General features: G+C 35.4%; 25 protein-coding genes, 1 tRNA gene and 1 pseudogene. 14 read left to right on the top strand and 13 right to left on the bottom strand.

What is annotated here, in order from left to right:
- Positions 1-96 precede the first annotated feature (96 nt).
- The 5 genes and pseudogenes from AAGD68_RS04835 to AAGD68_RS04815 all read right to left on the bottom strand — a co-directional run.
- Positions 97-1,479, bottom strand: coding sequence for a PleD family two-component system response regulator (locus AAGD68_RS04835; protein ID WP_264688012.1), 1,383 nt, complete (start codon positions 1,477-1,479; stop codon positions 97-99).
- Entirely contained in the window at positions 1,451-1,747 is a 297-nt protein-coding gene (locus AAGD68_RS04830) for a hypothetical protein (protein ID WP_253307184.1), read from the bottom strand. Before AAGD68_RS04830 ends, AAGD68_RS04835 begins: the two co-directional genes overlap by 29 nt.
- Positions 1,748-1,752: 5 nt before the next feature.
- The gene (locus AAGD68_RS04825) at positions 1,753-6,459 is read right to left on the bottom strand and encodes an NAD-glutamate dehydrogenase (RefSeq protein WP_341814153.1); all 4,707 of its coding nucleotides are present in this window, start codon (positions 6,457-6,459) and stop codon (positions 1,753-1,755) included.
- Positions 6,460-6,485: 26 nt separating this feature from the next.
- Entirely contained in the window at positions 6,486-9,149 is a 2,664-nt protein-coding gene (gene clpB, locus AAGD68_RS04820) for an ATP-dependent chaperone ClpB (protein ID WP_341814152.1), read from the bottom strand.
- 119 nt (positions 9,150-9,268) lie between these two features.
- Positions 9,269-9,424, bottom strand: a pseudogene (locus AAGD68_RS04815) (transposase); the annotation flags it as partial.
- A 1,310-nt stretch (positions 9,425-10,734) separates the two neighbouring features.
- On the opposite strand from AAGD68_RS04815, the gene AAGD68_RS04810 reads away from it, so the two are divergent.
- A tRNA-Arg gene (locus tag AAGD68_RS04810) sits at positions 10,735-10,808 on the top strand.
- 8 nt (positions 10,809-10,816) lie between these two features.
- Here the strand turns inward: AAGD68_RS04810 and AAGD68_RS04805 are convergent.
- Positions 10,817-11,767 (bottom strand): complex I NDUFA9 subunit family protein, encoded by a 951-nt coding sequence (locus tag AAGD68_RS04805; RefSeq protein ID WP_265045072.1) that lies wholly within the window; start codon positions 11,765-11,767, stop codon positions 10,817-10,819.
- Positions 11,768-11,817: 50 nt separating this feature from the next.
- Positions 11,818-13,347: a UDP-N-acetylmuramoyl-tripeptide--D-alanyl-D-alanine ligase gene (locus AAGD68_RS04800; RefSeq protein WP_253307181.1), complete on the bottom strand. Its 1,530-nt coding sequence runs from the start codon at positions 13,345-13,347 to the stop codon at positions 11,818-11,820.
- Positions 13,348-13,526: 179 nt separating this feature from the next.
- Here AAGD68_RS04800 and AAGD68_RS04795 point away from each other — a divergent pair, with 179 nt between their 5' ends.
- Genes AAGD68_RS04795 through mdh form a run of 6 tightly spaced genes read left to right on the top strand, consistent with a single transcriptional unit; the run spans position 13,527 to position 17,271 of the window.
- Positions 13,527-14,477: a hypothetical protein gene (locus tag AAGD68_RS04795; RefSeq protein ID WP_264688007.1), complete on the top strand. Its 951-nt coding sequence runs from the start codon at positions 13,527-13,529 to the stop codon at positions 14,475-14,477.
- Positions 14,478-14,480: 3 nt separating this feature from the next.
- Positions 14,481-14,849: an HIT domain-containing protein gene (locus AAGD68_RS04790; RefSeq protein ID WP_164224547.1), complete on the top strand. Its 369-nt coding sequence runs from the start codon at positions 14,481-14,483 to the stop codon at positions 14,847-14,849.
- An 18-nt stretch (positions 14,850-14,867) separates the two neighbouring features.
- The gene (locus AAGD68_RS04785; protein ID WP_006279576.1) at positions 14,868-15,221 is read left to right on the top strand and encodes an NADH-quinone oxidoreductase subunit A; all 354 of its coding nucleotides are present in this window, start codon (positions 14,868-14,870) and stop codon (positions 15,219-15,221) included.
- A gap of 3 nt (positions 15,222-15,224) precedes the next feature.
- Positions 15,225-15,740: a NuoB/complex I 20 kDa subunit family protein gene (locus AAGD68_RS04780; protein WP_164224545.1), complete on the top strand. Its 516-nt coding sequence runs from the start codon at positions 15,225-15,227 to the stop codon at positions 15,738-15,740.
- Entirely contained in the window at positions 15,733-16,305 is a 573-nt protein-coding gene (locus tag AAGD68_RS04775) for an NADH-quinone oxidoreductase subunit C (RefSeq protein ID WP_253307178.1), read from the top strand. The genes AAGD68_RS04780 and AAGD68_RS04775 overlap by 8 nt, the downstream gene beginning before the upstream one ends.
- Before the next feature lie 3 nt (positions 16,306-16,308).
- Entirely contained in the window at positions 16,309-17,271 is a 963-nt protein-coding gene (gene mdh / locus AAGD68_RS04770; protein ID WP_253307177.1) for a malate dehydrogenase, read from the top strand.
- On the opposite strand, the gene AAGD68_RS04765 is transcribed toward mdh, so the two are convergent.
- From AAGD68_RS04765 to AAGD68_RS04755, 3 genes are read right to left on the bottom strand one after another with little or no spacing between them, the layout of a single operon-like run.
- A complete protein-coding gene (locus AAGD68_RS04765) occupies positions 17,246-18,055 on the bottom strand; it encodes a TatD family hydrolase (protein ID WP_253307176.1) in 810 nt (269 codons plus the stop codon). The genes mdh and AAGD68_RS04765 overlap by 26 nt on opposite strands.
- 16 nt (positions 18,056-18,071) lie before the next feature.
- On the bottom strand, positions 18,072-18,557 hold the full coding sequence (locus AAGD68_RS04760) for an RNA pyrophosphohydrolase (protein WP_253307175.1): 486 nt from the start codon (positions 18,555-18,557) through the stop codon (positions 18,072-18,074).
- Positions 18,550-19,167: an AAA family ATPase gene (locus AAGD68_RS04755; protein ID WP_341814151.1), complete on the bottom strand. Its 618-nt coding sequence runs from the start codon at positions 19,165-19,167 to the stop codon at positions 18,550-18,552. Before AAGD68_RS04755 ends, AAGD68_RS04760 begins: the two co-directional genes overlap by 8 nt.
- A 180-nt stretch (positions 19,168-19,347) precedes the next feature.
- Here AAGD68_RS04755 and rsfS point away from each other — a divergent pair, with 180 nt between their 5' ends.
- From rsfS to AAGD68_RS04735, 4 genes are read left to right on the top strand one after another with little or no spacing between them, the layout of a single operon-like run.
- Positions 19,348-19,674: a ribosome silencing factor gene (gene rsfS, locus AAGD68_RS04750; RefSeq protein ID WP_253309997.1), complete on the top strand. Its 327-nt coding sequence runs from the start codon at positions 19,348-19,350 to the stop codon at positions 19,672-19,674.
- A complete protein-coding gene (locus tag AAGD68_RS04745; RefSeq protein ID WP_265017553.1) occupies positions 19,665-19,862 on the top strand; it encodes a hypothetical protein in 198 nt (65 codons plus the stop codon). Before rsfS ends, AAGD68_RS04745 begins: the two co-directional genes overlap by 10 nt.
- 60 nt (positions 19,863-19,922) lie before the next feature.
- Positions 19,923-21,173 carry a tyrosine--tRNA ligase gene (gene tyrS / locus AAGD68_RS04740; protein ID WP_253307173.1) on the top strand — a complete coding sequence of 417 codons (1,251 nt, stop codon included), beginning with the start codon at positions 19,923-19,925 and terminating at the stop codon, positions 21,171-21,173.
- A 54-nt stretch (positions 21,174-21,227) separates the two neighbouring features.
- The gene (locus AAGD68_RS04735; protein ID WP_253307172.1) at positions 21,228-21,788 is read left to right on the top strand and encodes a hypothetical protein; all 561 of its coding nucleotides are present in this window, start codon (positions 21,228-21,230) and stop codon (positions 21,786-21,788) included.
- 98 nt (positions 21,789-21,886) lie between these two features.
- On the opposite strand, the gene AAGD68_RS04730 is transcribed toward AAGD68_RS04735, so the two are convergent.
- The gene (locus AAGD68_RS04730) at positions 21,887-22,108 is read right to left on the bottom strand and encodes a hypothetical protein (RefSeq protein ID WP_264688003.1); all 222 of its coding nucleotides are present in this window, start codon (positions 22,106-22,108) and stop codon (positions 21,887-21,889) included.
- A 203-nt stretch (positions 22,109-22,311) separates the two neighbouring features.
- Here AAGD68_RS04730 and AAGD68_RS04725 point away from each other — a divergent pair, with 203 nt between their 5' ends.
- Positions 22,312-22,779: an SWIM zinc finger domain-containing protein gene (locus tag AAGD68_RS04725; RefSeq protein WP_253309578.1), complete on the top strand. Its 468-nt coding sequence runs from the start codon at positions 22,312-22,314 to the stop codon at positions 22,777-22,779.
- Positions 22,780-23,530: 751 nt separating this feature from the next.
- Here AAGD68_RS04725 and AAGD68_RS04720 read toward each other — a convergent pair.
- Together AAGD68_RS04720 and grxC are read right to left on the bottom strand one after the other, a co-directional pair.
- The gene (locus tag AAGD68_RS04720; protein WP_264688001.1) at positions 23,531-24,403 is read right to left on the bottom strand and encodes a hypothetical protein; all 873 of its coding nucleotides are present in this window, start codon (positions 24,401-24,403) and stop codon (positions 23,531-23,533) included.
- Between the two features lie 115 nt (positions 24,404-24,518).
- Positions 24,519-24,869, bottom strand: coding sequence for a glutaredoxin 3 (grxC, locus tag AAGD68_RS04715; RefSeq protein WP_164224674.1), 351 nt, complete (start codon positions 24,867-24,869; stop codon positions 24,519-24,521).
- A gap of 68 nt (positions 24,870-24,937) precedes the next feature.
- Here grxC and ribF point away from each other — a divergent pair, with 68 nt between their 5' ends.
- A complete protein-coding gene (ribF, locus tag AAGD68_RS04710) occupies positions 24,938-25,870 on the top strand; it encodes a riboflavin biosynthesis protein RibF (RefSeq protein WP_264687999.1) in 933 nt (310 codons plus the stop codon).
- Complete coding sequence (gene lspA, locus AAGD68_RS04705; RefSeq protein ID WP_096617753.1) at positions 25,867-26,343, top strand: signal peptidase II; 477 nt, start codon at positions 25,867-25,869, stop codon at positions 26,341-26,343. Before ribF ends, lspA begins: the two co-directional genes overlap by 4 nt.
- The last annotated feature ends 23 nt before the right edge of the window (positions 26,344-26,366 follow it).

The following is a 26,366-nucleotide window of genomic DNA, read 5'->3' as shown; positions in this document are numbered from 1 at the left end:
CAAGCAACACGTCATACCGCGATTCATTCGCGGTATCTCAGCATAGATTCCGCTAACGAGTAGCGGAATGACGGTTGTCGGTAAACTTAAGCCACTTTAGCTATAGCCAGTAACCACTCTATTTCTACCACTGTTTTTTGCCTTATATAAATATTTGTCAGCACGTACTATAAATTTTTTAATATCGTCAAGGTCAGATCCTTGCATTTCTGCAATTCCAATGCTAACAGTTATGTTATGGGTTGTATTTTTGTCCGCAAGTATAAAAGGTTCTTTAGCAATAATTTTTCGTATTCTCTCCGCAATAGTGTACGCATCTGATACATTGGTATCTGGCATTACAACAACAAACTCCTCACCACCAAACCTAGCTAGTAAATCTGTCACTCTGATATTTTCAGAAATTCTTTTCTGTACTTGCTTTAAAAGTTCATCTCCAGCACTATGCCCAAAACTGTCATTCACCATCTTAAAATAGTCTATATCAAGTATCATAAGAGACAACCTTCTATCCTTTTCCACAGAGTCCTTAACAATGTTTCTTAAGTGTGCATCAAAATATCTTCTATTATAACAGTTAGTTAATGGGTCCTTTATAGACATTTCCGCATTATTAAATAAATTCATTCTCAAGGCATCTTGATATCTTTTGCGTTTTACTTGCGAATTAACCCTTGCTATTAACTCACCCTCATCCAAAGGTACTGTTAAATAATCATTAGCACCTACATCAAGTGCTTTTACTAAATTGTTTTTATCATAATCCTCAGAAAGAATCAGAATTGGTGTATAGCGTGTTTCCACTTTACTACGAAACTCAGAACACAAACGCAGGCCGTCAGTTTTTGAAAACTGCATATCAGAAATGATCAGGTCGTAATTATTCTTAATACCAACCTTTAATGCCTCCACTGGATCACTCAGTATTTTAATTGACCTAAAGCGGTGCTTTAGTACATTATATATCTGCTCTGCTTGAAAGACATCTTCATCTACAACAAGTATGTTAGCATCAAAAATCTGATTAGAATAATCCATAATACTGTTTCCTGCTACTCCGCCAATCTCAGCGTTGGTTTCTCCTCTCAAACGCAATTCGTCGATAATCATCTTTAAGCGTGTGAGAGACTTAATTCTCGCAGATAAAGCAGTTTCGTTTATTGGTTTAGTCAGAAAGTCATCTGCACCAGCATTAATGCCTTGTACTCTATTGTGAGTATCATGCAGTGCAGTTACCATAATTATTGGAATATGGGTTGTCAAGGGATCACTCTTTAGCTCCTTACAAACTTGAAAGCCATTCATCTTTGGCATCATGATATCAAGTAATATAATATCAGGCTGCTGCTTTGCTACTAAATCTATAGCTTCTTCACCATCATGAGCTACGATAACCGTATAGTACTCTGCTTTTAGTCGAGCTTCTAAAAGCTTGACATTAGATAGTACATCATCTACTACTAGAATCTTCGCTGTCATTATCTTTAGATGTATTATCTATATCGTAAGTAGGATAAAGCTTACCATTTTTACCAACTATGTAATTTACTTTCTCAGTATTACACTCTTTATATAAGTCTTCAATTCCTGCGTCTTTCAATAACCTCCTAGCTTTTGATTTTATAATCATAAGATACCTATATGTATTCCTAATAAGATCAATAAATACAGGCACCTTATTTCTATCAAGAACAATTATGCTCACTAAAGCAACGACCAAAATTTCTGAAAGACCTATATTAAACATTTTTCCTATGAAGCAAGTACTTTAATCCTCCTGATTATAAATATTAATTTGCTTAAATCAAGTTTAGAAGCAACTATCTCATCTAAAAAACTATTATAACGTTCTATGTAGTCCTTATCATTACAAGCCCAGGTTTGAACCTTATCTTCGGGGTTATCAGTAGCTTTTATGACTTTAACAGCTAGCTTGTGATGGTAATTGCTTAAATCGTCCAATAAATCATTAACTAAGCTGCGATCCCAATAAGAAGAGCGGCTTTTCATCTTGATGGCAATTGTTCTAATCAGATCGAATCTTAACAGCGACTTTAACTCAAAGTATATTTTACCAGCATCAAGAATGGACAAAGATGTCTGTTCAGCAACAGATATAATGTCCAGTGCATAAGCAAGAACGTATAGATCAGCAACTTTTTTTGCTAGATCTTTATTTATATTAAGTTCTACTAAAGAAGTTGATCCATGGCTACAGACCTTTAATAGGTGTTCATCTAAAACATCAGTTAAGTTCTGGCCTAAAGTTTCAATTGCATCTTTAAATTTTGTAACATCATCCAACTCTACAAAGCTAAGCTTGCCAAGATTTTTCACTAACCAAAACGATACTCTGCCAATAAATTTCTGCACGTTCCTCACTATTTGTAAGTATGAGTTAACATCAATTTTTCCATCCAATTCATCAATTTTCTGCCACAGGCTGTTTAAATCATACAGGTGGTTAACAACAATATATATGTTAACCGCTTCTTGTACCTTAATTCCAGTGTTCTCAGCCAAATTATTGATGAATATACAGCCCATTCTATTCACTACATCATTTGCAATGCAAGTAGAGATAATTTCTCTACGAAGTTGGTGTTTTAATATGAAATCCTTAAACTTTGTTATCATCTTTTTAGGAAAATAACCTAGCAAGTAGTCATTAGATATAAGATCTTTTTCAGGCAGATCGGAATGTATAATGTCATTTTTTATTGCCGTTCTAGCATAAGACATTAGAATAGAAAGATGAGGAGAACTGAAACCTTCTGCACCAGTTAACATCCTTGCTATCTCTTCTTCAGTTGGAAGAAATTCTACGCTTCGGTTTAACAGCCCAGATTTTTCTAAACTGAGCAGTAACCTGTGGTGCTGCTCCAATCTCTCTTTAGCTTGCAAACACTCAAGAAGTAATGCTTTTGTTTCAATTCTGTTGTGGTTCTCAAGCACTTTGGATGCAACTTCGTCCACCATACTTGCCAGTATTTCATTCCTTTTTTCTAAAGAAACACCCCCTGCTTTCATAGCTGAAACAAATGCAATCTTGATGTTAACTTCAAGGTCCGAACATATCACTCCGGCTGAATTATCAACAAAATCTGCATTTATATATCCACCTCTTTCAGCATATTCTATTCTTCCAAGCTGTGTGCATCCCAAATTTCCGCCTTCTATAAACATAGAAGCTCTAATATCTTTACCATTTACTCTTAACTCATCGTTTGCTTTGTCACCGACCATGCTATGATTTTCACTCTTTGCCTTAACAAACGTGCCAATTCCTCCATTCCATATGAAGTCCACTTCTGCTTTGAGTAGATATCTAATCAAATCACTTGGAGGTAGCATATCTTCTGTTATATCAAAGCATTTTTTTATTTCTTGAGAAATGTTTACTTGCTTGCTGCTACGCTCAAATACTCCTCCACCCTTAGAAATCAAATCTTTGTTATAATCCATCCAAGTTGAAAATGGTAACTCAAAGAGACGTTTACGCTCTGTGAAACTCTTTTCTGCACTAGGATTTGGATCAATAAAAATATGCATATGGTTAAATGCGCCGATTAAATGTATATTTTTTGAAAGCAGCATACCGTTTCCAAATAGATCGCCAGCCATATCTCCAATTCCAATAACAGTTGCATCTTGGTAAATATCCTTATTCATTTTCCAAAAATGCCTCTGCGCTGCAATCCATGCACCTCTGGCTGTAATACCCATTTTTTTGTGATCATAACCTGCTGATCCACCAGATGCAAATGCATCGCCAAGCCAAAAATTGTATTCAGAGGCTATTTGGTTTGCATAGTCAGAAAAAGAAGCAGTGCCTTTATCTGCTGCAACTACCAAGTATGGATCATCCTCATCATACCTAATCACATTCTCTGGTGGAATTATTTTGCCATTAACTACATTATCAGTAATGTCAAGCATTCCCCTGATAAAACTCTTATAGCATTCAACACCTTTCTCTCTTAAAATATCTTTGTCTTTATAAACTTGCTTAATTACAAACCCACCCTTTGCGCCAACAGGTACAATAACCGCATTTTTTGTCATCTGAGCTTTCATGAGCCCCAAAACTTCAGTGCGAAAATCTTCCGTCCTATCCGACCACCTTAAGCCACCACGGGCCAATTTCCCTCCTCTTAGATGTATTCCCTCAAAAAGATTTGAATAAATATACAATTCACGATATGGACGAGGATCAGGCAAACCATTTATTTTATTTGAGTCAAATTTTGTAGATAAATATGGTTTATCGTCTTGATAATAACTGGTCCTTAAAATAGCCATTATCAAGTTAAATATCGAGCGCAAAACGTAATCATGTGAAACATTGCTGATCTCTTTTAGAAGTTCCTCAATTTTTTCTATGAAAATGTCCGTGGTTTCTGCTCTATCAATGTCTATGCTAGGATCAAATCTTGCATGAAATAGTTGTATCAAATACTTTACTATTTTTGGATACTCTGAGACTACCTTTTGGATATATTCTGGATTGTAGTTAAATGACGTCTGCTTTAGGTAAGCACTGAGCGCTCTAACCAGAAGCACTTCTTTCCACTCCAGTCCAGCAATAATGACCAAACTATTGAAATAATCATTTTTAATTTCCTTTCTAAACACTTTCGCAAGTGTTATTTCAAATTGCTCTTTTAGAGTAATGTTGTCTATTAATTCATCGACTCTTGACAACACAAAATGGTGTATCCATATTCCGCCGTTAATTTCTATGTAATAGCCATTATGAGATAGAATCTTAGCTCCCAAATTCTTAGTGATCCTTAATATCTTCGATAATTCAAGGCCTCTATTGCTTGGAGTATAAACCTTTAATTGATAATTAAGATTATCACAAGTAAGTCTTAAATCGACCTCGCTAACTCCTTTTTTCCTCACTATCTCCAATTTTTTCATATCGTAATATGCGTCATGAGGTTCGAAACTCTCTTGATAGCTTATTGGAAATGCCTTGCAATAACGGATGAATATATCCTCAACAGTACTAAAAGTATTATATAAATTGTCTATAAAACGATCTTCCCACTTTTCCGTAATGTTCCTCAATTTGTTTTCGATACGCAAAACTTCGTCATCAGGAACACTAGCATTTTTGGTCTTTAGCATTACATGCAATTTCATCAAATCATATTCATTGATAATGTGATTGTTATAAATATCTGAACTTTCTGCACTTGTCTCATCCTTCAATATGTCACGTATCTTGAACATTAGCCTAGCGCTAGCATAACGCATTGGTATCAGCACTATGCAACTAATAAAATCCCTTACTCTTCTTAAAAATAATCTGACCCTTGGCCTAATCGCAAGAGACATGATCGAAATGCAAATTTTAAATAATTCGTCTTCATTTGATTGGAATAATTCATCACAAGAGAATGCTTGTAAAATAGAAATTAAAGCTTTGTTATTGTGGCCCCCGGTTACAAACCCTGCATTTTTTTCTATAACTTTAACTTTATCTCTTATTATTGGAATAGTTCGAATATCTTGGACCTCCGCTACAGAAGTAAATAGCCCGAAAAAACGCCGTTCCTTTACTACATTACCCTGGTCATCAAATTCTTTTACTCCTATACAATTCATGTATGTACGCCGATGGACTATTGAGATTAGATCTGATCTCAATATGTATAGGGAATCAAGGTTTGCAGAAGGAATCAACGTACTTTGACCTACTCTTATCAGGCCAAGGTCCTTTTTGCTATCACAGACGAGTTTTTCATCTTTACCAGCAATATATTCTTGATAACCTAGAAATACAAAATTATTGTTTTTTAGCCAATCTAAGAAATCTTTTCCTGGTGTCACTCCAGCGTTCGACGCTGGCTGCTCGATGGCAAAAAGAAGACTTTTTGCTTCATCAAGTTTCTTGAGCATTAAGTGCCAATCTTTCACAACGCAATTAACTGCTTTCAGCGTTTTTTGTAGAGATTCTTTTAATGTATCAACAAAACTGTCACTTATACCTTTGATAATTACATATATAACTGATTCTTTGACTCCATTGCTTTCTTCCAAGGAGTAAATCTCATCTATTAGGCCATCTTTTCTTTTAATGTTAATTATGCTGTTGCTGTAATAGCATATGGTTAAATTGTGCGATTTAATAGTTGCAATAACAGAATCAACCAAAAATGGCATATCATCGTTTGTTATCTTAATCGTGGTAAAATCGCCTTCTATTCCTGGTATATCATCTATATTGCTTACTACTAACTTACTTTCATCTTTCTCTTTTTGAGAAACAAAATTGTAAGCATCGTTTACAATATATAGCAAAAACTTATCGTTGGCTTTTAGGTCGCTTTTATAAACAAAACTATAAAAATACTTAATAAATTTTTTAATTTTTTCTTTATCTTGCTGATTTTCTTGATCAACTAACTCAAATAAAGACTCAGTGTCAACATTATGATCTATACACATTTTTTTAACAAAAATACACAGTGAACTTAAACCTTTTTAACTAAGATTTCATTATCAAGAGCGTACACTATTAGCTCATCATTTTCTACTACTTCCCCTGATAAAACTAATTTAGCTAAATTATTTTGAATACACTCTTGTATAACCCTTTTTAGGGGCCTTGCTCCATATTCAGGGTCATAGCCAGTTTGTGCTATTAGTTCTTTAGCTTCCTGCGACAAACTTATACTCAGTTTACGCTTAGCAAGTGTTTTTTGTAAATAAGAAAATTGAACATCTATAATTTTATAGATGTCATCTCTGGTTAAACTGTGGAATATAATAATTTCATCCAGCCTGTTTAAAAATTCTGGACGAAATGCTGATTTAACTATTTGCATCACTTCGCTTTTTACAGAGTTAGCAACTCCTCCTTCCGATGTCATTCCAGCGCGTGAAGCTGGAATCTGCATCTGGATCCCAGTGTCAGCTACTTGGATGACAGGAGGTAGAGTCTCATTTTCTGTAACTCCCTTAAGCATTATCTCTGCACCAAGGTTAGAAGTTAAGATCAGTATGGTGTTGCGAAAATCAACTAATTTGCCATGACTATCAGTGAGTCTACCCTCATCCAAGATTTGCAGCAATAGATTAAATATATCTGGATTTGCCTTCTCTATTTCATCAAACAGAATAACCTGATATGGCCTTCTTCTTACTGCTTCGGTTAATCTGCCACCTTGCTCATAGCCAACATACCCTGGAGGCGCGCCAATTAGCTTTGAAACAGAATGTTTTTCCATATATTCTGACATATCAAAACGCAAAAGCGCTGATTGATCGTCAAACAGAAATTCAGCAAGGGCTTTTGCCAGTTCTGTTTTTCCAACCCCGGTTGGGCCTAAGAATAAAAATGAACCGAAAGGTCGATTAGTATCTTGCACACCAGAGCGAGAGCGCCTAACTGCATTACTTATTGCTTCTATCGCGCCTTTTTGCCCTATTACTCTTCTTCCTATTTCATTCTCCATGTTAAGAAGTTTTTCCTTTTCGCTGTGCATCATGTTATCAACTGGAATTCCTGTCCACTTTGAAACAATGTTTGCAATATCATCTCCAGTCACTTCTTTCTTTAAGAAACTATCAGTAACCTTTTCCTGATTTTTTAATTCATTCTCAAGCTGAGGGATCACACCATACATCAGCTCTCCTGCTTTTCCTAAATTTCCACTCCGCTGAGCCAATTCCAGCTCTTTTCTGGCGTTATCTAATTTTTCAACTGTTTCTTGTATTCTAGCTATTTTATTCTTTTCCATCTGCCATTTGCTGTTCAAGTCAGCAAATTTACTGTTTAGATTTTCGATCTCTTCATTTATCTTTTTTAAACGCTGTTTAGAATTTTCATCACTTTCTTTTTTTAGAGCTTCTACTTCAATCTTTAGCTGTATAACCTTTCTCTCAAGTTCATCAATAACTTCAGGCTTGCTATCCATTTCAATTCTCACCCTACTTGCTGCTTCATCAATCAAATCAATTGCTTTATCAGGTAAAAACCTATCTGTTATATATCTATTGGACAACGTTGCAGCAGCAATTATTGCACCGTCTGTAATTCTTATACCATGATGCACTTCATATCTTTCCTTCAAACCCCTGAGTATTGAAATGGTATCAGTTTCAGTTGGTTGAGAGATAAACACAGGCTGAAAACGCCTTGCAAGTGCAGGATCTTTTTCTATATGCTGACGATATTCATCTAAAGTTGTGGCTCCTATACAGCGAATTTCTCCACGCGCAAGAGCAGGCTTTAGCAAATTTGAAGCATCCATTGCACCACTTATTGCTCCTGCTCCAACTAAAGTATGAAGCTCATCTATAAACAAGATAACTTTTCCCTCCGCTTTCGAAAGCTCATTAATAACTGCTTTTAACCTTTCTTCAAATTCTCCTCTAAATTTTGTTCCAGCAATTAATGCGCCAAGATCGAGGGCTAAAACTTTTGCATCACGCAAACCAAGTGGCACGTCATTTGCAACGATTCTATTTGCAAGCCCCTCAACTATTGCAGTTTTTCCAACACCAGGTTCACCGATCAGCACTGGATTATTTTTTGTCCGCCTCAGTGATACCTGCATAGTTCTTCTGATCTCTTCATCACGACCAATTACAGGATCAAGCTTGCCTTGCATAGCAAGCTCTGTAATATCCTTTGTATATCTCTTAGCCGCGTTCAATTTTTCCTCACTGTTTGGCGAGTCTGCACTGCTACCTTTCCTCATGTCTGTAACAACTGAATTTAATTTTTGCGGTGTAACACCATTCTCTGCCAGAATTTTGCCTACAGTATCATCTTTTTGTGCAGTGAGGCCCTGCAGTAAACGCTCAACAGCAACAAATGAATCTTTATTTCTCTTTGCAATACCAATTGAATCTTCAAAAACTTTTGCTATTTCTCTTGAAAGTTGAAGGCCCCCACTTCCTGGACCTTCAATTACTGGCAACTTTTTTATTGCGCTATCCACAGCATCAGAAATACTTTGCACATTTCCACCACAAGCGTTTATCAAATCCTGAACTAAACCTAATTCATCCTCAAGCATCACTTTGAGTAAATGCTCAGGCATAAAAATCTGATGCCCAGCTCCCAACGCTTTCATCTGAGCACTTTGAATTAGACTTTTTGCTTTTTCGGTAAATTTATTTAAGTCCATAACACCAGTTAAATTCGTATTTGCTGATATATATAACAACTGATTTCATAAATTTAAACCTAAAGTTGTTTATTGTTAGGTATGGTCTGCAAAAATTTAAAACTTTCTTAAGAACCTGTTTAAAATCTTCGTAATAGGAGAGAAATGAAGGAAAGGACAATCATTTGCAAGCTGGTATTGAGTTTACGTTCGCAATTTTTCCACAACTGCCTACACTTTTCCAACCAAGCAAAAGAGCGCTCAACGACCCATCTCTTTGGCAATACAACAAAGGTCACTGGGATCCAGAAAAGTTTGCTTGTTTATAAGCAAACTAGCATGGAAAGTAGCTGATCTTATACTAAATGAATGTTTTTGATGAGGTTGCATAGAAGCTGGATTCCAGTGTCAAGCACTGGAATGACAGCAGTCCTACGTCATACCACCGCGAACCGTCATACCGCCGCGGTATTTCTAGATCCCGCTAACAAGTAGCGGGATGACGATTGTCAGGGTGTCATTCCAGCGCCCCTATGATGTCATCCAAGTAGCCAACACTGGGATCCAGGAAACTTAACTCTACACCAAGTAAATGTACAATAAGAACTAGATTCCAGACTGGAATGACAGCAGTCCTACGTCATACCACCGCGAACCGTCATACCGCCGCGGTATTTCTAGATCCCGCTAACAAGTAGCGGGATGACGATTGTCAGGGTGTCATTCCAGCGCCCCTATGATGTCATCCAAGTAGCCAACACTGGGATCCAGGAAACTTAACTCTACACCAAGTAAATGTACAATAAGAACTAGATTCCAGACTGGAATGACAGCAGTCCTACGTCATACCATCGCGAACCGTCATACCGTCACGGTATCTCTTGACATAGATCCCGCTGCGGGATGACGAATTACTATACCACCGCGAACCGTCATACCGTGATTCATTCACGGTATCTCTTAGCCGCTAACAAGCAGCGGGACGACGATTCTTCAAATCGTCAAGGTGTCATCCGAGTAGCTTGACTACTTGGATCCAGAAAACTTAACTTTAAACAAGTGGCTGCATAATAAAGACTAGATTCCAGCGTCACGCGCTGGAATGACACCATTTTCGGTCTCTTAAATTGCTTTAGCTAGAAACATTAAGAAATTTACCAAATAAAAAAAAGGCAAAAGAAGCCCCGTGGTGCGAGTTTTGACTCTATATTACTGTAAGTGGCGCTGTAATAATGTGCTAACGCTTAAAATAAGCGCGATTTGGCTGAATGTAGAAAAAATAAAAAAGACATGCAGCCGCTATAATTTTATGTAATCCGCCAAAAAATACCCTGAGTTTTTTACTGAATTTTGTCATTGAGCCTGCAGGTCAAAAACAAGTTTTGAGTCACAAATACCCTTATTGTCATAATAAGGGGGCTGGCGGAGTTTGTCAAGCAACTTTCTATATAATATTTTCTAAAATAAATGGACTTCTCGCATCCAATTTCGGCAGCGCATGACACACAACTGCAATGACAAGGTGTTGTAAGATATTACCACAAACATCATATTCACACGAAATACTTGACTTCACTTGTACTAAGAAGCATTTTATATATATTGTGTGCCCGTAGCTCAGCTGGATAGAGCAACAGCCTTCTAAGCTGTGGGTCGTAGGTTCGAATCCTACCGGGCACACTCTTCTATCAATACTTTCTATAAATCTTCAAGTATTCTGGCACCACATTTTCAATTGCTAATGGTCGAACCTTCATTGTTTCAAGGTCAGCTGACTTTTCGATTGAGCTATTCATCATAACTTTCACCTGATCTTGAGTAAGCACAGGGTTCGTATCTCCAGTTATTGGTTTTAGCAGCATAAAAATAATTTTATTTTCTAAAAAGAAAGCTATTAACTTTGCCATTGGAAAAGATACATTGATCAACAAACACTTTCTGTTAGTAACATTCAGAATAAACTTCAATAAGCTTTTGAAAGAGTAAACCTTTGGTCCACCCATGTTATAAATTTTCTTGTCTTGCTTATTAAAACTGATAATACGATATACCACTTCAGCTAAGTCTGTTACACATATTGGCTGAAATTTAGTCGTTCCATTGCCAATTAGCGGCAAAAAAGGAAGAACAGTTGCTAATCTTGCAAATTTATTAAAGAAGTTATCTTCTTTACCAAATACAAGGCTTGGCCTAATTATTATTGCTTCTTGAAATGCTGAAGTTACAGCTTTTTCACCTTCCAATTTACTTTTGGCATATTTTGACAACTTGCTATTTTCTATTCCCATAGCGGAAAAATGTATCATCATAGGTACATTTTTCATTTTTGCAGCTTTTGCTATCCTTTCAGCTATTTTAACGTGAACAGCGTAAAAATCGTGCTTTTTTGCTTCATATAATATTCCCACTAAGTTTATGGCTACATCACATTCTTCCATACCCTCTAGAACTGATTTTTCATCAAAAAAATCGCCTTTAAATATTGATATTTGTCCCAAATTGCCACACAATTTTAAACAAGCAGCTTTTTCCTGATTACGAGTGAATATCTTTATTAAATATCCTTCTGCTGCCAAGCGTCTTACGATGTGTTTCCCTATAAACCCCGTTCCACCAAAAATAATTACACGTTTTGTCACGATTAAAGTTCCTAATAATTTGTTACTGTAAATTAATACAATGATTTTGCTTAATATTCTATTATGAATTCCCGTACAATAAGATCCATTTTCATTCTTCGTGAGCCTTTAACTAGAATTGCGTCATTATTCTGAATAATGTTAGCTAAATCACTTTTCAATTGATTAGAATCATTAAAATGCGCGCCTCTTATATTATCTGGCAAAAGCTCATGCAATTCTAACATAAATTTACCAACTGTATAAATTTTATCTATATTATTTTCTGTGACAATCTTAACCAAATCTGTATGAAATTCTATGCTTTTATCACCAAGTTCCAACATATCACCAAGCAAAGCTACTTTTCTCTGATTAGAATATGTACTCAAAGTTTTTATTGCAGTTTTCATCGAAGCAGGGCTGGCGTTATAGGAGTCATCAATTAAATGTATATATTTTTTATTGTATTTGACCTTATGAATATTGCCTCTACCTTTCGTTACACTAAAATTCTTAAGTGCAAGTGGTAATTTTGATAAATCAAGTCCGAGGCTCTGCACAACTGCTGCAACAACAAGTAGCGAATAAGCAAAATGCTCACCTTGTACACGTAAATTACAGTTTATAATTTGATTATCACTCAGCCTGATTTTTAAACTTAATCTATTAGCAACTCGGTTTGATGTCATTCCAGCGCGTGACGCTGGAATCCAGTCTTTATTATACAACCGTCTGATATGCTCATTTGCAATTGAACTTCCTGGATCCCAGTGTCTGGGCACTGGGATGACAGAAGATAGTGCTGAAATGACAGAAGATTCATCGTTTCTTATTAAGTTTAGTAAACAAACTTCAGCATTTTTATCTTTACCGAGGCTTATTACATTTCTATTGGCGCGTGATGAGAGATAATCATAATATTTATTATCTCTGTTCAAGACCAAAGTACCATTACTTTTCATACCATATAGAATTTCTAACTTCGCTTGTGCAACGTCAAATAGTGATGAAAAATTTTCAGTATGTGCAGGTTCGATGTTGGTAATAACTGCAATATTTGGATTACTAATCTTTGATAATTCTTTTATTTCACCAGCTTTATTCATTCCCATTTCAAGGATTAAGTACTGGCAGTTTTTTGGAGCTTTTAGAATTGTCAAAGGCAATCCTATATTATTATTTAAGTTACCTTTGTTTGCATGGGACACTCCATATTGCGATAAAACAGTGTGCAGCATATCCTTTGTAGTGGTTTTCCCGACACTGCCTGTAATTGCAATAATTTTAGCATCAACAAGAATATTTCTAATATAGTATGATGCCATATCGTGCAAAGCTTTCAGGGTATCTTGTACAATAATGAGAGGGAAATTTTTATATTTACCCTCACTTACTATTGCAGCGGCAGCCCCTTTTAAAAACGCTTCATGCAAAAAATTATGGCCATCAAAATTCTTTCCCTTGAGTGCAATAAATAAATCACCTTTTTTTATGCTTCTTGTGTCCGTTGAAATATTTGAGCTATGTGTCCAATTACAACCATTTACGCCTCTTCCGCCAGTTGCATCAATGATATTATTTGTATTCCATTTAAACATAATTTAGAGAGTACTCTTTAAAGTAAATTGAATAAAGTAGCAAATACCACATGTTTTAGACAATGTATAAATAATGGTTGCAATCCCTATAATTCTATCTTATAATGGATATAGAAGTTTAAATTTTTTCGTCTATAATTAAAATGTATTTAGTTGTAGAAAGTAACTTGGAGGTGTGTATGCCAAAAAACGACCAAAATGAAGAATCTAAAGTTGGTAATGCAGCTTCGGGAGTAGGAAATTTTCTGGGTAGAGGTATAGGAGCTCTATTTGGGGGTATAATATATCCCATACAGCCAAAAAACTGGTTTAAGTCTCGGGGCGAAATGTGGCACGACATAAAAAATGGCGGGCGTTATATTATTGGCAGCCCACTTGAAGAGTATGACCCACCTATAGAAACCACACAAGCTAGTGAGAATCTTGGTGTAGAAATAACAGAGCAAAAGAAAGGGAAAGGAAAGGTAGCTTTTTTAGCGTCAAGGACTCTGACGGGAGATATACCTTATTTGAACGATGAACAATTAGGTCAAATAAAGAAAAACCTGCCAAATGTAACTATTTTTAGAGAAGAAAACAAAATTGTAATTGAAATTAACGTTGAGGAAATAGCTAACACTATTAAAACTAATCCTGATAATAAAGGCAAGAGCAAGAAAGAAATAGAAGAGCTTGTTCTTAAAGGAATTGCTAATAAAGTTGACGAAGACCTTAAGAAGCTTGCAGGAATTACTGGTGGAGAATTTAAAATTCATACAGACTTAAAATTGCTGAATGGTATTGCAGAAAAATTGTATCGAGAATATGATAACCAGAACAAACCATCAAAAACTCCAGGGCCAGCACAAACTGGAAAGTCACCAGGGCAGTCTTCAGAAACTGTTACAAGTACAGATGAATTAGTAAAATCTTTTAACATTACTAATCCTAACGAGTTTCCTTTTGGTAAAAGTAAAGAAGCTATTTCTCCTATAAAAAATATGCAGTTATCAGAACGAGATATCAAAAAGCAAGCAGAAGGATTGGGAAGTACTTTTTTGAATTTTGAAGATGCCTCTTGTGAAGTAATAAAACCACTATCTACGCCTGATGTAGAAAGAAATAAAGGAAGAGGGAAAGGTCGCTCTTAAAATATGAGCAATGAAGTTTATGATAGCAATAACATCTTTGCTCAAATATTAAGAGGTGAGTTACCTTGTGAGAAGGTACATGAAAATGAAAATGTACTAGCTTTTCGTGATAAGTACCCTGACGCACCAGTTCACATTTTAGTTATACCAAAAAATCAATATATTTCATACGATGATTTTATTCTAAAAGCTTCTGAAGAGGAGATAGTAAGTTTTTTCAAAATTGTCAGAGAAATAGCACATAAATATAATTTAGAAAAAACAGGATATAGATTAGTCACTAACTACGGTGAAAATGGAGAGCAGGTTGTACCACACTTTCACGTGCATATTTTAGGTGGTAAAAAGTTAGGAAAGCATGTAAACTCATAGTGTTATATGTTTTGTTAAATGAGCGAATATCTAACCATAGTAATCTTTATCTGCGTATCAATTGTAGTATCTTTTGCTTTAGGTATATTGCCTATGTTTCTTGCAGTGAGTAAGCCAGATGGTGAAAAACTTTCCACATATGAGTGTGGCTTCAATCCACTATCCAGTGCAAGAAAAAATTTTGACATTAAATTTTACCTAGTTTCAATATTATTTATAATATTTGACTTAGAAATCGCTTTTCTTTTTCCTTGGGCTGTTTCTTTATCTAAGATAAGCTATGGTGGATTTTGGTCTATGATGGTATTTCTTGCAATACTCACTATAGGTTTTATCTATGAATGGTGTAAAGGTGCATTAGAGTGGGAGTAGTTTATGACAAATCAAATTCTATCTAATGATGACTGGGGTCGTTATAAAAAAGAAGGGTTTCTTGTTACTAAATTTGGTGATTTAATAGATTATGTAATGAATTGGGCAAGGTCTGGTTCATTGTGGCCAATGACATTTGGTCTTGCATGTTGCGCAGTTGAGATGATGCATACTGCATCCAGCCGTTATGATCTTGATAGATATGGCATAATGTTTCGTGCAAGCCCACGTCAATCAGATGTGATGATTGTTGCTGGCACACTAACTAATAAAATGGCAGCAGCATTGCGCAAGGTTTATGATCAAATGGCAGACCCGAAGTATGTTATTTCTATGGGAAGTTGTGCAAATGGTGGTGGTTATTACCATTATTCTTATTCAGTAGTCCGAGGCTGTGATAGAATTGTGCCAGTTGACGTGTATGTCCCTGGATGCCCACCAACCGCTGAGGCGTTGCTATATGGAATGCTATGCCTACAAAACAAAATAAAACGAACTCAGAATATAAAGCATGGATAAAACTGCAAGGCATATACAAAAAAAGACCAAGTGTGAGTGCATTCAAAAAGATGATGGCATTATTGTAATATATTCAACTTTAGATGAAATTGAAAAGCACCTATCCTTTCTACGTGATGATGAAAAGTGTAGGTTTGAACTATTAGTTGATATTTTTGGGGTTGACTATCCAGATCGAGAAAAGCGCTTTGAGTTAGTGTACAATTTACTCAGCATTGTGCATAATATTAGAGTACACATAAAACTTCAATTATGTGAGGGCGATATGCCTCCAAGCATAGCAAAGGTATTTAGCACAGCTTCGTGGTTTGAGCGTGAAGTGTTTGATATGTATGGAATAGAATTCTCTGATCACCCTGATTTGCGTAGGATTCTAACAGACTATGGATTCAAAGGTCATCCAATGTTAAAAGATTTCCCTCTCACTGGTTATGAGGAAGTAAGATACGATATAGAGGCAAAAAAGGTTGTATATAATCCTATAGATTTATCGCAAGATTTTCGTATGCTTGATAGCCTATCGCCTTGGGAAGGTAAAACCATAAAAGTAAATACAAAGGAGTAGAAAATGACAGTACAAAGAAAAAAAATATCTTTAATCGGTGCAGGAAATATCGGTGGAACTCTTGCCCATATGATTGCACTAAGGGAACTCGGCAATGTTGTTTTACTTGATATTAGTGATGGAATACCGCAAGGTAAAGCACTCGACATAGCAGAATCATCCCCTATTGATGGATTTAATTCTGGTTTAACTGGAACTAATCAATACAAAGATATAGAAAATTCTGATGCAATCATCATAACAGCAGGCATTGCTAGAAAACCTGGAATGAGCAGGGATGACCTCCTGCAAACCAATGCTAAAGTAATGAAGGAGGTTGGTGAAAATATTAAGAAGTATTCTCCAAATGCGTTTGTAATAGTGGTTACCAACCCTTTGGATGCCATGGTTTCAGTGGTGCATAAATTTTCAAACCTTCCAGCTAATATGGTTGTTGGAATGGCAGGAGTGCTTGATTCTTCCCGTTTCCGTTATTTTCTTGCAAGTGAATTAAATATTTCAGTTGAAGATATATCTGCTTTTGTGCTTGGAGGACATGGTGACACTATGGTACCACTCATTAATTGCACTTCTATCGCTGGCATTCCACTTACCCAAGTTATCGATATGGGTCTCATTACGCAGAAAAAAGTTGATGAAATAGTTGAACGCACTCGCAATGGCGGTAAAGAAATAGTTGATCTGCTTAAGTCTGGATCTGCATACTACGCTCCTGCATCTTCAGCTATATGCATGTTAGAGTCATATTTAAAAGATAAAAGGCGTATATTACCATGTGCTGCTTACCTTAATGGTGAATATGGTGTAAAAGATTTGTTTATTGGTGTTCCTGTAATTATTGGAAAAAATGGAGTTGAAAAGGTCCTAGAAGTTAAGATGGATAATAGTGAACGAGAAATGTTCGATAAATCTGTGAATGCAGTGAAAGAACTATTTAGGCTCATAAGCAAATCAATGGTTTTATAGAACTTCCTTGTAGCTCAAGTTTCGTAAACAGCCTAAAAAAGTTGCTTGTAGTTATTTCTGCTACTTTGTCGGGTGACTCATTCCATAACTCTGCCAAACAATCCACAACATATTTTACCATTGCTGGTTCGTTCTTTTTTCCTCTGTAAGGCTCAGGTGATAGATACGGTGCATCAGTTTCAACCAAAACACGTTCGCGTGGTACACCTTGTGCAATTCCTCTGAGTAAGCTCGCATTTTTAAAAGTAATGATTCCAGAAAATGAAATATATAACCCTAAATCTATAGATTGATAAGCAAGCTCTTTAGAGGAAGCAAAGCAGTGCATTACTCCACTAAAAGCACAGGTTTTCATTTCTGACTTTAACATATCGATCATCTCACTATCAGCACTCCTAGTGTGAATAACTAAAGGTAACCCTGTTATTCTTGCTGCTTCTATGTGTGATGCAAAACTTTTTTTCTGATTGTCTTTGTTGTCAGATTTATAAAAATCTAACCCGGTTTCACCGATACTAATTACCTTTTGATTCTTAGTAAATTCAACTAATTCATCAGCATGTATACACTCACCGTTTTCTATAGCAGCATCAAGTGGATGTATACCAACAGAGAAGTAGACTTGATCGTAGGATGAAGAAATTTTTAATAATTTAGGGATATCATCAATGCTTACGCATATGTTATGCAAAATTTTTACACCATTTTGCTCTGCCCTTGAAATTACTTTTGGTATTTCATCATCGGAAAAATAAATCAAGTGGCAATGAGAATCTACTATCATGAGCTTATTGTAAATTTTACTCAATAATAGAGGTTTTTATTATAGAAGAAAACTCTTCTATCACTGTCTTATAAACTTCTTTTTTAAATGATATAGCATTGGCTACTAAATCATCTATACTTTGCCAACGCCACTCTTTGAACTCTGGATGATCAGTATAATTAATATCAATATCCTTATCCTCTCCATAAAATTTCATTAAGAACCACCTTTGCTTTTGACCAGAATATTTCCCATTCCAGCACTTTGGTATAACTTCTTCAGGCAAGTTGTAGTATATCCAATCCTTGCTTTTAGTTATAACCTTTACTTTATTAGTACCAACTTCCTCTAGCAACTCACGTAACGCTGCTTGTTCCAGTTCCTCACCATCATCAACACCTCCTTGTGGCATCTGCCAGTAAGAGTCGCTATCAAAGCGTTTTCCAATAAAGGCATGTCCTTGTCTGTTAAATAGCATTATGCCAACACAAGGACGATACTTATCTTTCTGCTCAACCACGAGTACGCTCTGTTTTTAAATGATTTGTTACAGAAGTTTTAATTAATTTTCCATTTTTTTCTTCCTTCATCTCTTCAACAATTTTCTTTGCAACTTCCTTTGCACTTAAGTTTGAGTTATCAATTTCAAGTGTACCTTCCGGTATAAATAGCCTTTTCCCTTCAATTCTTTTCATAACAAAATCCGAATCAATAATTTTATTTTTCCGGCATCTCTTCTTTGAGTGAATACGCCTTGCTAGTTCTTCGTCATTACAATGTAACACTACAGGAAGAATTTCCATATCCATTTTTTTACTTAAATTTACCACAGAGTTGTATATTCTCTGATCATAGGGGTCACCCTCTATCAATTCATTTGTAAATATATAATGTTTTGATTTTATGTAGTGTTTTTCTAGTATTGCTAATATATTTTCCCTAACTGCAAAAATTTTTTCCCATAGTTCATCTGGAACTTCAGCATCCTGCAATTTAACAATATCAAATATAATATTATTGAATAGATTATTGCTTACTATTACTGCATCAATGATTTTACACAGTTCCTTTGCAGTAGTAAACTTACCACTGCCTGGAAAGCCGATTAAGTAGATGAGAGTCTTGTCCATAATGAATACTAGTAGAAAGCTATTTTCAATTATATATAAAAGTATATCATTGTACATGCTAAAAACATGATGATAAAATAGATGCAGGTAATACCTTTTTAACGAACAGTCGCGTTGAAAATAGTTCATATTTAGAGATTTTGAGTGTATAATTATAAGTAAATTAAATAATTTAAGATGATGACTAATGTATCCAGTGATACAGAATCAATAAAAAGCATGATTGTAAGTATAATAGATCAAAATAAAGGTCACGATATAGTTACTCTCGATGTGCAGAATAGAACCATTATTGCAAAATATATGATTATTGCATCTGGTGATTCAAGTCGCCATGTGAAAGCGTTAGCTGAACACGTAATAAAAAGTCTCGAGCGACATGATAAAATAGATGTAGAAGGTATGGATGAAGGCAATTGGGTGATTTTGAATTTTCAAGGCATAATGGTTCACATATTCAGGTCAGAAGTAAGGGAGTATTATAAAATAGAAGAGTTATGGAACTGATTGCCTGGATAGCTGGTGCACAACTGCACAAACGTTGTAATTTTGAAGGCAACTCCTGCACAGGTAGTGGTGTCATGAAAGTAGCTGACACTGGAATCCAGTTTTTCATGCAATTTCATCGAAAACGTTGTATAGTGTGCTTGTTTATAATTAAGTTTTCTGGATCCCAGTGTTGGCTACTTGGATGACATCTTTCCCTATTAGGGTTACCTTCGGCATTAATGACAGGATAGACTGGGGTTTATAAAATGAAACACAAGTCCGAGTTTTTAAATTTTATCCAAGAAAGAGGGTACCTATACCAATGTACAAATATTGAAGAGTTAGATCAGCTATTATCCGAAAATAATCATATAGTCGCATACATTGGGTTTGATTGCACAGCACCAAGTCTTCATGCTGGTCACCTAATTCAGATTATGATGCTCCGTCACCTGCAGAAATTTGGTTATAAGCCGATAGTCTTACTTGGAGGTGGCACAACAAAAATTGGTGACCCATCCTTCAAAGATAAAGCAAGAAGCATCTTGCCCGTAGAGAACATCAATCAAAATACATCCAGCATAAGGAGAATATTAGAGAAAATGGTGTCTTTTAATGACAGCAAGACTGGTGCAATGATAGTAAATAACGCAGATTGGTTGGATAACATAAAATACATAGATTTTTTGCGTGATATAGGAGCTTATTTTTCTGTAAATCGTATGCTAAGTTTTGATAGTGTGAAAACCAGGCTGGATAGAGAGCAAACCTTAAGCTTTCTGGAATTTAATTACATGCTATTGCAGGCTTATGATTTTGTTGAGTTGAATAAAAAGCATGGCTGTCGTCTGCAGATTGGAGGGTCAGACCAGTGGGGAAATATAGTAAACGGAATTGAGCTTGGAAAAAAGTTGAATTTACCTGAGCTGTTTGGCCTTACTGCCCCTCTTTTATTGAATGCTCAAGGGGTAAAAATGGGCAAAACTGAAAGTGGAGCAGTGTGGCTTGATGATAATATGCTAAAGCCTTACGACTACTGGCAATATTTTCGCAACGTTGATGATCAAGATGTTGGACGTTTTTTGAGATTGCTCACTGATGTGTCAATTGATGAGATCAAAAAGTTAGAATCCTTAAAAGATCAGGAAATAAATGAAGCAAAAAAAGTTTTAGCAACAGAGGTGACAAAAATATGTCATGGTGACAAAGAAGCGGAACTTGCACTATCTGCTGCAGTCTCTGCTTTTGAGAATGAAGATAGCTCACTACTTCCTGATTACATCATAAAAAAAGCACAAGTTGCAAGCGGCATATCCTTAGTAAACCTACTGCGTGACACCGGTTTTGAACCTTCAAAAGGCGCAGCAAAGCGTTTAATACAGGGCAACGGGTGCAAAGTTAATGATAATATTATAAATGACGTTAACTATATAATAAATTTCGAGAGCTTTAAAGGTCAGCCATTTATAAAATTATCTGCAGGAAAGAAGCGCCATATTAAAGTTGTGGTAGATTAGGTCTCGAAGTAAGAAAACAAATTTTATACAAGTGAGAAATTAGATAATGATGATATGAATGACTTAAATCAAATATATTTATCTAATCATAAGCCTATATCGAATCTCTTTTTAAATTTGGATATTATTACGTTACGTGAAGCATTAGAATATGTACATGAGCTGCCTTATGGACGCAATTTTGACCGCACAGATTGTATATCAGTATTCAATGAAAGACGAGGAACGTGTAGTACAAAACATGCTCTGATTTATAAGTTAGGTTGCGAATGTGAAATCGACATAACGCTACACATAGCTGTCTTTATGATGAATAAAGTGAACACTCCGAAAGCTTCTGCAATTCTAAATGAGTATAACTTACTACACATTCCAGAAATGCATTGCTATCTTCGTTACGAAAGCCGAATTATTGACATAACTTTTCCAGGAAATAACATGTTATTAAAACTGACAGAGGAAGAAAAAATTGAGCCAGAACACCTTGGAAGCTATAAAATAGAAAAGCATAAACAATTTATTGAGAGCTGGCTGATCAGTAACCCAACCATACCGTATAACATGGAGCAAATTTTCAAAATTCGAGAATTATGTATAAAGCGATTGGAAAGATAGTAGAAAGCGAAATTCTATTATATATAGCTAAAGTGGCTTAGGTTTACCTACAATTTGAAAAACAACAAATTCGTCATTCCGCTACTCGTTAGCGGAATCTATGCTGAGATACCGCGAATGAATCCATAGCTGTACGAACATTCATTTTTGAAGGTAAATTGCACAGCAAATGGTGTCATTCCAGTGCTTGACACTGGAATCCAGGAATTTTGCTTATAACTGAGCTGATGAGCTAAAGGTAGTTGTCTTACGCTAAAACAAACGTTTTTAATTAAGTTGCATAGAAGCTGGATCCCAGTGTCTGGGCACTGGGATGACACCCCACTGGTGGCCCAAACTACAACGTTCGTACAGTTGTGGAATGAATCGCGGTATGACGTAGGGAAACCTTTCTTGAGTTAGCTATAGCACTATAAAGTTGTCCGCAGGGCCATATAAAAGTTGTGGTGGGTTAATAAATTTTTATGGAAGAAAGGATATATTAGAAAATTGAGGGCTTTATATATGAAATAAGGAGGCAAAAATGAGACTGTATTATAAAGATATCACAGGTCTTATCAAAGAACCCTACCTCTCTAGCGGAAGAGATTATTTTAACAAAGGAAAGGTACAGATTATATCTGTTAATGAATCTCAAGCTAAATCAAAGGTAGTTGGATCAAATGTATATCGAGTAACACTAAAGCACGATGGTCCTCTTTTCAGTGGAACATGTTCCTGCCCTGCATTCTGTTACTTTGGTCCATGTAAGCATATGGCTGCAACAGGTTTTGCTTTGATTGATCTTGACAGAGAGGAGTATCGGTCGTCTGCGCGCCCAGATGAACAGACTCTCTTTGAAAGGTTTTTACTTAAAAAAACAAAGCAAGAGCTAATTTCAATAATTACTCGTTCCAGTGAACATTATCCTGAGATTTTTGAAGAACTAGAGGATAAAGAATATGAGCAATTCACTCAAAGTAAGTTTTCAAAATCCGAGAATTATGTATAAAGTGATTGGAAAGATGGTGAGATCAGGTAATCTATAGCTGATCCAAGGAAGACATCATACCGCCGCGGCGCTAACAAGTAGCGGGATGACGAGGTTATCGTCATGCCACCGCGAACCGTCATACCGCCGCGGTATCTCTTAGCCGCTAACACGTAGCGGGATGACGGTTGTCGTTTAGCCATAAATGTTTAAGAAATTTACCAAACGAAAAAAAAGGCAAAAGAAGCCTTAGTCATTGTCTATTTTCAGTATTGGCGTTTTTTAAGTCTTAAACACTGCAATTTAGCTGCTTTTAAATGCAACTCACCTTTGTTTAAATGTTTAAGAAATTTACTAAGCAGAAAAAAAGGCAAAAGAAACCCCGTGTTAGCTAGTTGTCACTTTCTAATCCTGCAAATTGGCGTTCTCTACTGTCTTAAACGCTTTGTAAGCGCGTTTCGGCTTATATAGCTAGAAATGTTGTGAAGACATAAGGTGCACATAGTGCGAAAAATTAAAAATAAGACGCCAAGTACGTTGTTTTTTTGCTGTTTAATCTGCACAGATGAAGATAACTGAATACCTTCAGTACCATGATAAGGGGGCTGGCGAAGGGTGTCAAGTAAGTTTTTTCGTTTCTGAGGGCTACTGAATAACGGCTACAATGTTTGTACAGCTATGTACATAGTGCTGGAACCAAAAAAAGAACCAAGTAGCTTGGCTACTTGGATGACAAAAGGTAATACAAGAAATCTATTGGCTCTCGTATACCTTAGTGAAACTTAACAAGTTTATCTATAGTTTTAGTGATGATTCTTGGAGTATCCGGAGAAACTGCTGAGCTCAGCCTATTTAACCGTTCTATAGCAAACTCGCTGTTCTCATTTGCTATGAAATCACATAAAATATTTTCTATATCCTTAGTAACACTTTCATGCTTCCTCAGAGGATGATTATGTGGATACCTATTGATGGTTCTGATGCTAGAATACTCAACAAAAGCTTGATCCTTAAAAGCAAGTTGTCTCAATTTCTCTTTGAATTTTCCTTCTTCCTCTTTTGCTAAAAGGCGGGACTTTATCAGTGATTTTATAATCAAATTTATAGCTTGATGTATTTCAGAATGCACTATAACTTTAATAGTATTTTCCTCTACTATACAATCATAAATACTTTTTTCGCTCTTTAATGACTCTATAAGCGTTCTGCTATTTTGTGAATTCAATTCCAAATTCTCTTCACTCATAGGAGTTATTATAAAGGTATTCTTATTTACTCTGATGTTAAATTGTGGAGAGCCTTCAGAAAAAGAAAATGCTACATTCTTAGATTCAAGTGCGTGATTGTATGCAGCAAAAAGGGTATGTGCTATAACACTGCTGGGCACCTTCATTTCATGTTTACTCAGGTGGTTCAATACATTTTCAACCTCATGATATGTAAAGTCTGTATCTTTTAGCAATTCAACAACTTCTCCGCCGTTGTGCTGTTTATACTCTATTCTCACTTCTTCTGTAAAAAGTGTTTTAGCTGCTATATGTTTATCAAGCACTGTGAAAATCTTGATGAAATTCTCTAAATCTTGTTTGTTAACTAATTCGATACTAATTAAGTTTCTGCTAATAATTGAAATATTTTTTGTCATTTTTTCCCACTAAAAAAACTCACTAAATGAATTGTATTTTTAATTCATTAAGAATTGTTTAAAGTGAGCATACTAGTTTTCATTTACGTATTACACGACAAAACAAGATAAAAAGTTACATAAAATCATCATGTGGTATAACACACTCTCCACATTCATCATTGCTGTTTGTGTAGGTTGTGACATCAGTGTGATTGTCATTATTATTTAGCATATCATCCAACTTTCCTTCTTTTTCAAGATCCATCAATTTGTCACACCCCCCAATGTGCTTATCGTTAATAAAGATCTGTGGAACTGTTCTAACGTTATACTTTGATTTTATGTCGTTAAATAGATCTGAGTTTTTGAGCACATCGATTTCTTCATATTTCACCCCTTTTTTATCCAGTAACTCTTTTGCTTTTTTGCAGAATGGGCAGTGATGCTTTACATATATTATAACTTTTCCTTTAGTATTTTTCACAATTTATCTCCGTAGCTTGCTAAAATATAGTTATTATATATAAGAAACATGTAAAAACATCAAATTGTATGAAAATTATTTATAATTGTGAGCAAGGGATAGAAAATAATATAGCACTAACCTTCGGAAATTTCGATGGCATTCATTTAGGACATGAATTTGCAATTTCCACTCTAAAGAAGGTAGCACAAGAAAGAGGATTACCCTCTGCAGTTTTAACTTTTGAGCCTCACCCATCAACTGTTTTATTTGGTAGAAACAATTTTAGGTTAATAGACCAAGAACAAAAAAAGGAACTAATCAGCAGCTATGGTATAGATTACTTGTATATTATTAATTTTAGTAGAGGTTTTTCTGAGGTTAGCTGCGATGACTTTATCAGTGAGATTTTAATAGATAAATATGGCGCTAAACACATAATTGTCGGAGAAAATTGTACTTTTGGTCATAAACGATTGGGTGATATATTAACTCTAGAGAAATATTCTGAAACATATGGATACTCTTTGACTAAATTAGAGCCATTAATAATTGACGGCAAAATTTGCTCTTCTTCTTCAATCAGAGAGTATGTACAGAAAGGTGAAATAGACATTGCTAATAAATTACTTGGTAGACCTTATCAAGTTTCTGGTGTTGTGACAAAGGGTGCGTGTAGAGGTAGAGAAATAGGATTCCCAACCATAAATATTCCTATAGAAGATTGCATGATAAAACCAAAATTTGGTACATATTACGCTAAAGTGATGTTTTCTTATAATAACCCAAACTGGTTATATGGAGTAGTCAATATTGGTATGAGACCTACATTTAAGGATCTGAAAAAGCCTATAATAGAAATGCACATATTCGATTTTGATGAAGACTTATATAATCATAAAGTTAATATACAACTTTTAAAATTCATAAGGTCAGAAAAAAAATTCCATAGTATTGAGGAGTTAACAAAACAGATAAATTATGATATACTTAAAATTTATAGGTTAAAGGCAAATTTATGAAAAAGTTATGCTTAATTGTTATATTAATTATAGTATTGATTGACCAAACGAGCAAATTGTACATAAACTCATTGATTGATGAGGGAGAATCAATTGAGATCGCTAGCTTTATAAAGCTAGTTGAAGTTTGGAATTCAGGCATTAGTTTTGGAATGTGTAGCGCTTTACCGCATGGCGGTTTCTTTTTTTCAGCATTTTCAATACTAATAATTGGTATACTTGCATACTTGATATACAAGTCTGATGATCAGTCAACTTACCTTGGGTTTTCTCTGATGATTGGTGGAGCAATCGGAAACGTAGTTGATAGGATTTATTGGGGAGCTGTATATGATTTCATATATTTTCATATTGATGATTGGTATTGGCCAGCTTTTAATTTAGCGGATTTATCTATAGTTTGTGGAATGTTTACATTGTTATATAAGTGGTATATATACGATATGTTTATTTCCAAACAAAATGAGGAATAAAATAATTGTTTTTATATTAGGTC

It is taken from the genome of Wolbachia endosymbiont (group A) of Machimus atricapillus (assembly GCF_964027095.1).
Taxonomy (GTDB): Bacteria; Pseudomonadota; Alphaproteobacteria; order Rickettsiales; family Anaplasmataceae; genus Wolbachia.
Note: the sequence above shows the minus strand (reverse complement) of the source record. Positions and strands in the feature narration are given on the sequence as shown.

Bases quoted from the DNA above. Each gene is read 5' to 3' on its own strand.
- AAGD68_RS04835 (WP_264688012.1), bottom strand. From the start codon at position 1,479: ATGACAGCGAAGATTCTAGTAGTAGATGATGTACTATCTAATGTCAAG.
- AAGD68_RS04830 (WP_253307184.1), bottom strand. From the start codon at position 1,747: ATGTTTAATATAGGTCTTTCAGAAATTTTGGTCGTTGCTTTAGTGAGC.
- AAGD68_RS04825 (WP_341814153.1), bottom strand. From the start codon at position 6,459: ATGTGTATAGATCATAATGTTGACACTGAGTCTTTATTTGAGTTAGTT.
- clpB (WP_341814152.1), bottom strand. From the start codon at position 9,149: ATGGACTTAAATAAATTTACCGAAAAAGCAAAAAGTCTAATTCAAAGT.
- AAGD68_RS04800 (WP_253307181.1), bottom strand. From the start codon at position 13,347: ATGTTTAAATGGAATACAAATAATATCATTGATGCAACTGGCGGAAGA.
- AAGD68_RS04795 (WP_264688007.1), top strand. From the start codon at position 13,527: ATGCCAAAAAACGACCAAAATGAAGAATCTAAAGTTGGTAATGCAGCT.
- AAGD68_RS04790 (WP_164224547.1), top strand. From the start codon at position 14,481: ATGAGCAATGAAGTTTATGATAGCAATAACATCTTTGCTCAAATATTA.
- AAGD68_RS04785 (WP_006279576.1), top strand. From the start codon at position 14,868: ATGAGCGAATATCTAACCATAGTAATCTTTATCTGCGTATCAATTGTA.
- AAGD68_RS04780 (WP_164224545.1), top strand. From the start codon at position 15,225: ATGACAAATCAAATTCTATCTAATGATGACTGGGGTCGTTATAAAAAA.
- AAGD68_RS04775 (WP_253307178.1), top strand. From the start codon at position 15,733: ATGGATAAAACTGCAAGGCATATACAAAAAAAGACCAAGTGTGAGTGC.
- mdh (WP_253307177.1), top strand. From the start codon at position 16,309: ATGACAGTACAAAGAAAAAAAATATCTTTAATCGGTGCAGGAAATATC.
- AAGD68_RS04765 (WP_253307176.1), bottom strand. From the start codon at position 18,055: ATGATAGTAGATTCTCATTGCCACTTGATTTATTTTTCCGATGATGAA.
- AAGD68_RS04755 (WP_341814151.1), bottom strand. From the start codon at position 19,167: ATGGACAAGACTCTCATCTACTTAATCGGCTTTCCAGGCAGTGGTAAG.
- rsfS (WP_253309997.1), top strand. From the start codon at position 19,348: ATGACTAATGTATCCAGTGATACAGAATCAATAAAAAGCATGATTGTA.
- AAGD68_RS04745 (WP_265017553.1), top strand. From the start codon at position 19,665: ATGGAACTGATTGCCTGGATAGCTGGTGCACAACTGCACAAACGTTGT.
- tyrS (WP_253307173.1), top strand. From the start codon at position 19,923: ATGAAACACAAGTCCGAGTTTTTAAATTTTATCCAAGAAAGAGGGTAC.
- AAGD68_RS04735 (WP_253307172.1), top strand. From the start codon at position 21,228: ATGAATGACTTAAATCAAATATATTTATCTAATCATAAGCCTATATCG.
- AAGD68_RS04725 (WP_253309578.1), top strand. From the start codon at position 22,312: ATGAGACTGTATTATAAAGATATCACAGGTCTTATCAAAGAACCCTAC.
- AAGD68_RS04720 (WP_264688001.1), bottom strand. From the start codon at position 24,403: ATGACAAAAAATATTTCAATTATTAGCAGAAACTTAATTAGTATCGAA.
- ribF (WP_264687999.1), top strand. From the start codon at position 24,938: ATGAAAATTATTTATAATTGTGAGCAAGGGATAGAAAATAATATAGCA.
- lspA (WP_096617753.1), top strand. From the start codon at position 25,867: ATGAAAAAGTTATGCTTAATTGTTATATTAATTATAGTATTGATTGAC.